Source organism: Chryseobacterium sp. CH21 (assembly GCF_004119445.1).
In the GTDB taxonomy this organism is placed as follows: domain Bacteria; phylum Bacteroidota; class Bacteroidia; order Flavobacteriales; family Weeksellaceae; genus Chryseobacterium.
The window spans coordinates 1-280 of record NZ_QICI01000097.1; the positions used below are offsets into that span (position 1 = coordinate 1).

The following is a 280-nucleotide window of genomic DNA, read 5'->3' on the forward strand; positions in this document are numbered from 1 at the left end:
TTTTTTTTACTGATCGGGTTAGATGCTGCCGAAGAAGTTCATTCATCAGGGGTATTGGCGGTGGTAAGCGGCGGGCTCTTCCTTTCCGTAAGAAGACATGAAATCTTCCGGACATCAGAATCCAGGCTGAGAGGATCTAATGTATGGGAAAGCTTCGTATTCCTGATCAACGGTATTGTTTTTTTTTTTACTGATCGGGTTAGATGCTGCCGAAGAAGTTCATTCATCAGGGGTATTGGCGGTGGTAAGCGGCGGGCTCTTCCTTTCCGTAAGAAGACAT

1 pseudogene is annotated in these 280 nt (G+C 46.1%); it reads left to right on the top strand.

Going from position 1 to position 280, the window contains the following annotated elements:
- Positions 1-280: pseudogene (locus tag BOQ62_RS20430) on the top strand (hypothetical protein); the annotation flags it as partial.